The sequence below is a fragment of the Intestinimonas sp. HCP28S3_D6 genome (genome assembly GCF_052065695.1).
GTDB lineage: Bacteria > Bacillota > Clostridia > Oscillospirales > Oscillospiraceae > Intestinimonas.
In genome coordinates this window covers 39,725-45,727 of sequence record NZ_JBQHTM010000028.1, presented here as the reverse complement: position 1 = coordinate 45,727, position 6,003 = coordinate 39,725, and the positions used below count along the sequence as shown (strand labels likewise).

Genomic DNA, 6,003 nt, shown 5'->3' with positions numbered 1-6,003 from the left:
AATTTTACCAGAATGGGGCTCCGCTTTCTATATCATATGAGTGATTTTCGGTTTCAGCCATGACCGGAAACCATTGCAATTACTACTCTTTTGGAGTTTTGCTCATGGCTGTATCTGATCAAGGAAAGGAGGCGAGGCAGTCATGTGTGCAGAGTCAAGCACCGCCACGGTTGTGGAGGAACAGAAACCGGTCCTGTCCCAGGAGGAGATCGACGACCTGGATAACGACACCCTCATCCGGCGCTATAAAGAAACCGGTGACGAATCTCTCAAATGGGCACTGGTGCTTCGCTTCCAGGACCAGATCCGGCGGGTGGCTTTACGGACCTGTGGACTATACACCAGCTTCAGTCAGCTGGACGATGTGGTCCATGAGGGAATCCTGACCCTACTGAGTGCAGTTGACCGCTTCGATCCCTCCAAGGGGGTCAAGCTGGAGACCTATGTGGCCAAGCGCCTCCGGGGTATGGTCATAGACCTAAGCCGAAAGCAGGACTGGCTACCCCGTCAGCTCCGGCAGACCTCCAACAAGCTCACTCGGACGGTGGACGAGCTCTCGGTGGAGCTGGGGCATATGCCGGTGAGCCAGGAGGTAGCCGACCGCCTGGGGGTAAGCAAGGAAGAGTACGAAAAGATGCTCTCCGAGACAGCGGGCGCCAACCTCCTCTCCTTCGAGACGCTGCTGGACAGCTACGGCAGTGGGGCGGGACGGGCGTCTGAGGACTATAACGATCCGGCGGAAGAGTTTTGCGAGGAACAGGAGCTCCATGAATGCCTGTCAAAAGGAATCTCGTCTCTGAGGCCCAACGAGCGGATGGTCCTCTCCCTCTATTATGAAAAGGAACTCACCATGAAGGAGATAGCCCAGGTTATGGGTGTGAGTCCGCCTCGGGTTTCACAGCTCCACAGCCACGCCATACAGCGGTTGCGCTCTTACATGAAGGAACAGCTTGGGTAACGGAAAAGGAAGGAACGGATATGACAAGAGGATTTTACAATCTGACCTCCGGGATGCTCTCTCAGAGCCGCAGGCTGGATGTGGTGGCCAACAACATGACCAACATCACCACCCCGGGCTACAAGGCGGAGACCTACACGGATACCACCTTTGACGAGGTGCTCCTCAGCCGGGTAGGCAACAAGGACAAGAGCGGCAGCACCGTCATCGGTCAGGGCAGCTATATCCTGGCGCCCAGCCAGCTCTATGTGGACTACCAGCAGGGGATGGTGGAGGAGACCGGACTGAATCTGGACTTCGCCATCCAGGGAGACGGTTTCTTTGCTGTCCAGACCGACAACGGCACCGAGTACACCCGGGACGGCAGCTTTTCTCTGGACGGGGAGGGCTATCTGTATCTCCCCGGCCACGGCCGGGTGCTGGGGATGGACGGGCAGCCCATCCAGCTCTCCAGCGACCAGATTCAGGCCGATGGCTATGGCCGGATTTTTGACAAGAACGGCGGCTACTACGGGCAGGTGGGTGTCTTTACCTTCCAGGACAACGGCCAGCTGGCCATCAATGACAGTGGGCTCTTCGGAGCCAACGGCCAGGCAGCCACGGCCACGGAGCGTCCTGTCCTCTGGCAGAGTGTGGAGAACTCCAATGTGGATATGCTCCAGGAGATGAGCCGGATGATGAGTGCCCAGCGCGCTCTCCAAAGCGCCTCTCAGGTGCTCAAGCTCTACGATGGTGTCCTGACCAAGGCCACCACAGAGCTGGGCCGGATGTGATAGGAGGTCAGTAACATGCTTCAGGCCTTTTACAGCGCCGCTGTCGGCGCCCAGCAGCAGATGGATCGCATGGACGTCCACGGCAATAACATCGCGAATGTGAATACCTACGGCTATAAGGCGGAAAAGCCCGCCTTTGGCGTGCTGATGAACAGCATGGTGAATGGGGTGGACGGCGCTCAGCTCCCCAAGGGCAGCGGCGCTGCCATGGTGTCCACCGCCACCGACTTCCGGCAGTCCGACCTGGAGGAGACGGGCCGGGATCAGGATTACGCCATCATCGGTGATGGGTTCTTCGCCCTCTACGATCCATCCACCCAGGAGGTTTCCTATACCCGGGACGGCTCTTTTACGGTATCCTCTTTCCAGGAGGTCAACGACGACGGGGAGCCGGAGACGGTGTGGTACCTGGGTGACGGCGAGGGACGGCAGGTCCTGGATACCAGCGGCTATCCCATTGTGGTCACGGATCCCACGGCAGAGCAGCCAGTAGGGGCTTTTCTCATCCAGTACCAGGACGGCCTTCAGCACGCGGGCAGCCAGCGTTTTTTGACTGGCGACAAGAATGGTGTGGTGTGGATCAGTACGGCCGAGGTACGCCGTGGGGTGCTGGAGAGCTCCAACACCGATCTGGCCACCGAGCTGGGAAAGGTTATCGAGACACAGCGGGCGTACAGCTACGCATTGCGGATGGTTACCACTGCCGATGAGGTGGAGACTACCATCAACAATCTGACCAGCTGAGTGTAAAATCATTGAGTAGGTGGGGATGTAGGTGAAAAACTATCAAGAACTGAACTCGCTGGAGCTGGACACCCTGCGGGAGATCGGTAGCATCGGTACCGGCAACGCGGCCACCGCCCTCTCCAGTATTCTGGGCTGCACGGTGCGCATTGAGATGCCGGAGGTCCGGATTATGGGCTATAATGAGGCCCTGGAGTGGATCGGTGGGCCCGAGGTGGTGACGGCTGGCGTTCTGGCCCGGGTCGAGGGTGAGATCGGCGGTATCATGCTCTCCGTCCAGCAACTGGATTTTGTCAATCTGGCCCTGAGCCGGGTGATGGGCCGACAGGTTAGCAGCTATGAAGAGCTGGATGAGCTGGATGTCTCCGCCCTTCTGGAGGTGGGCAACATCATGATCTCTGCCTTCATCAATGCCCTGTCTGGACTCACCAACATGACCATCCGGCTATCGGTGCCCGCCTTTGCTATCGATATGCAGGGGGCTATCATTGCGGTGCCCATGGCGGAGTTTGGCGGCCAGTCGGACCACATCATGGCCATCGGCGCCGACCTCATCTGCGACGGGCAGACCGTGCCCTGCCGTATCCTGCTCTCGCCGGATATTCGCTCCCTCAATTTTCTCCTGAAACGGCTGGGGGTATTGGATGAACGATAGGTTGGTGGTGGGCATCGCCGATATGAAGCTGCGCCAGTATGAGGGTGAGCTGATTACCTACGCCCTAGGTTCCTGTATCGGGATCTGCTTTTACGACCCGATGGTCAAGCTAGCGGCCTTGCTCCACATTATGCTGCCTCTCAACATGGAGACAGGCAGAAAGAATCCGCTCAAATACGCCGACACCGGTATCCGGGAGACCCTGCGCCAGATGGAGGTCAGGGGCGCCCGGCGAGGCCGCATCACGGCCAAAATTGCCGGAGGCGCCAAGATGTTCGACGTGCCCGGAAGCGGGAGCCTGGGCAACATCGGACAGCGAAACATTGAAAGCGTCCATCTGAACCTGAAGAAAGAGGGCGTTCGTTTGCTGAAGGAGGATGTGGGCGGTACGGCGGCGCGGACGCTCTGGTTCGACGTGGCCACCGGTATCGGCTATATCCGAAGCTATGGCAAGCCGGAGGGTATTTTGTAACGATCAACTGAGAAAGCGGGGGATCTAACGCATGGAGAAGGAAAAGAATGGGATCTTGTTGGAATCTGGGACCAACGAGATGGAGATCATGGAGTTTACCATTGAGGGGAACCTCTATGGCATCAATGTGGCTAAGGTTCGGGAGATTATGATGTCGGCTCCGGTCCACGCCATGCCTCATACTCACCCAGCAGTGGAAGGTATCTTCAAGCCGCGGGATCTGGTGATCACAGTGGTGGATCTGCCCAAATACCTGGCCCGGCATGATGTGCCCAAGGGAGAGAAAGACCTCTTCATCATCACGAACTTCAACAAGATGTTCATCGCCTTCCGGGTCAACACGGTGGTGGGCATCAGCCGTATCTCCTGGAAGGATATCCAGAAGCCAGACAACACCGTTTCCGGCGGGCCGGATGGTGTGGCCACCGGCATTGCCCAGTGTGGGGATGACTTGGTGACCATCCTGGATTTTGAGCGAATTGTGGCGGAAATTGCGCCGGAGACCACCATCCAGATGAGCGAGGTGGAAGCCCTAGGCAAGCGGAACCGCAGCAGTCAGCCCATCTGGGTGGCGGAGGACTCCATCCTGCTGTCCCGGATGATCCAGGAGGCCCTGAACAAGGCGGGCTATACCAATCTGCGGATGTTCCCCAACGGCGCCGAGCTGTGGGATGCGGTGCAGGAGTGGAAGGGTGCGGAGGACCAGGAAGAGCATGTGGCCCTTATCATCACCGACCTGGAAATGCCCCAGATGGACGGCCACCGTCTGACTAAGCTGCTCAAGTCCACCGATGGCCTAAAGAATATCCCCATCATTATTTTCTCCTCGCTGATTACAGAAGAGATGTACGTCAAGGGTAAGCAGCTGGGTGCTGATGAACAGCTGAGCAAACCGGAGATTGGTCACCTGATTGGGGTTATCGATCACTTGCTAGCCAAGAGCGGAGCCGGAAAGGGGATACAGGCATGAGCAGCAAGTATATCGTTCGGCAACCCATCAAGGATCGGGACAGTAAGATCATCGGCTATGAGATCCAGTACCACGGGGAGAATCAGGCCTTCGGTGGAGATAAGACAGCACCCGTCAACGACTTTGCGGCTGCGGATACCATTTATAGTTTTCTGACTCAGAACACCGACAAGGTGCTGAAGGGGTCCCTCAACTTTATGACCTTTACGGTCACCCTCCTGATGAAAAAGACGCCACGGCTCTTTGACAAGAACGAGCTGGTCATCCAGATTGACGACAGCGTCCTCATCCACCCGCTGGCCATGCACATGGTGCAGCAGTACGTGAAGGAAGGCTACCAGGTGGCCGTAAATGAGTTCCAGTTTGCCCCCCGGTATCTGGCATTGCTGGACAGCATAAACTATATCAAACTTAATCTCCAGAGTACTCCCATGGTTACCCTGAAAAACATTGTGGACATTGCCCACAGTATGAACAAGAAGTGCATAGCCATCAGTGTGGACCAAGAGGACCTCTACCAGAAGGCCCTGAGTCTGGGTGTGGATGCCATGGAGGGCACCTTTGTGGCGGAGAAGCTCACCACCAAGGCCCACAGCAGCGGCTATCTACAGAGCAACTTCTTCCGCCTCCTTATGGCCATAACAAAAGATGAGCCCGATGTGGAAGAGATCGAGCAGATTATCTCCGTGGATGCTACGCTGACCTACGGCATTTTGAAAATGGTCAACTCCTGCTACTTTGCCCTGCGCCACCGGGTGACCTCGGTGCGACAGGCCATTACCATCATGGGTTTGGGAGAGCTGCGGCAGTGGGCCTACCTGCTCAGCGCCAGCAACGCGGAAAATAAGATTGAGGAGGGGGCCGAAGAGTTCCTGCGCCTCTCCTTCATGCGCGCCAGCTTCTGCAGCAGTCTCATGAACTACGCCAAGAATATGCCCATCTCCAAGCCGGACGCCTATCTGATGGGTATGTTCTCTACCCTCAACTACCTCATTGACGCGCCGCTGGATGAGATCCTGGCTCAGATTCCCCTACGGCAGGAGGTCAAGGATGGGCTGCTCAAGCACGAGGGCCGCTGCGGGATGCTCTTTGATCTGACGTTGAGCTACGAGCGGGCAGACTGGGGAAAGATCGACGAGTTGGCCGAGGGGTTGGGTATCCCCACCAACCTGCTCACCAGCCTGTATTTCAACTGCATGGAAGAAGTAGACCGGGTGTGGGAGGATATCACCAGTCCCAGCCCGAACCAGGTCCAGGCGGAAGACGAGGCACAATCAGATCAGGCATAAAAGCAATGCGGGTGGGTGGGATATGAGCCAGCCGCCCCACATTTTGTACGACAGGGAAGTATGGGCCCTGCAGGTCAGGAGGAACATGGATGAAAGCTCCATGGGAGTATCTTGAAAACCTAAATAAGAATGTGTACGCGGT

General features: G+C 57.0%; 7 protein-coding genes. All 7 read left to right on the top strand.

Translation table 11 applies throughout. The features are described from left to right. The first annotated feature begins 142 nt into the window (after nt 1-142). Genes ACTNBK_RS10520 through ACTNBK_RS10490 form a run of 7 tightly spaced genes read left to right on the top strand, consistent with a single transcriptional unit; the run spans nt 143 to nt 5,861 of the window. Nucleotides 143-958 carry a sigma-70 family RNA polymerase sigma factor gene (locus tag ACTNBK_RS10520; protein ID WP_441145913.1) on the top strand — a complete coding sequence of 272 codons (816 nt, stop codon included), beginning with the start codon at nt 143-145 and terminating at the stop codon, nt 956-958. A 20-nt stretch (nt 959-978) separates the two neighbouring features. Continuing rightward, a complete protein-coding gene (locus ACTNBK_RS10515; protein ID WP_441145911.1) occupies nt 979-1,731 on the top strand; it encodes a flagellar hook-basal body protein in 753 nt (250 codons plus the stop codon). 15 nt (nt 1,732-1,746) lie between these two features. After that, on the top strand, nt 1,747-2,475 hold the full coding sequence (locus ACTNBK_RS10510) for a flagellar hook-basal body protein (protein WP_441145909.1): 729 nt from the start codon (nt 1,747-1,749) through the stop codon (nt 2,473-2,475). Between the two features lie 31 nt (nt 2,476-2,506). Then, complete coding sequence (locus ACTNBK_RS10505; protein ID WP_441145908.1) at nt 2,507-3,130, top strand: chemotaxis protein CheC; 624 nt, start codon at nt 2,507-2,509, stop codon at nt 3,128-3,130. Beyond that, the gene (locus ACTNBK_RS10500; RefSeq protein WP_441145906.1) at nt 3,120-3,602 is read left to right on the top strand and encodes a chemotaxis protein CheD; all 483 of its coding nucleotides are present in this window, start codon (nt 3,120-3,122) and stop codon (nt 3,600-3,602) included. The genes ACTNBK_RS10505 and ACTNBK_RS10500 overlap by 11 nt, the downstream gene beginning before the upstream one ends. Before the next feature lie 31 nt (nt 3,603-3,633). Then, a complete protein-coding gene (locus ACTNBK_RS10495; protein ID WP_441145904.1) occupies nt 3,634-4,572 on the top strand; it encodes a chemotaxis protein in 939 nt (312 codons plus the stop codon). Further along, a complete protein-coding gene (locus tag ACTNBK_RS10490; protein ID WP_441145902.1) occupies nt 4,569-5,861 on the top strand; it encodes an EAL and HDOD domain-containing protein in 1,293 nt (430 codons plus the stop codon). Before ACTNBK_RS10495 ends, ACTNBK_RS10490 begins: the two co-directional genes overlap by 4 nt. Nucleotides 5,862-6,003 lie beyond the last annotated feature (142 nt).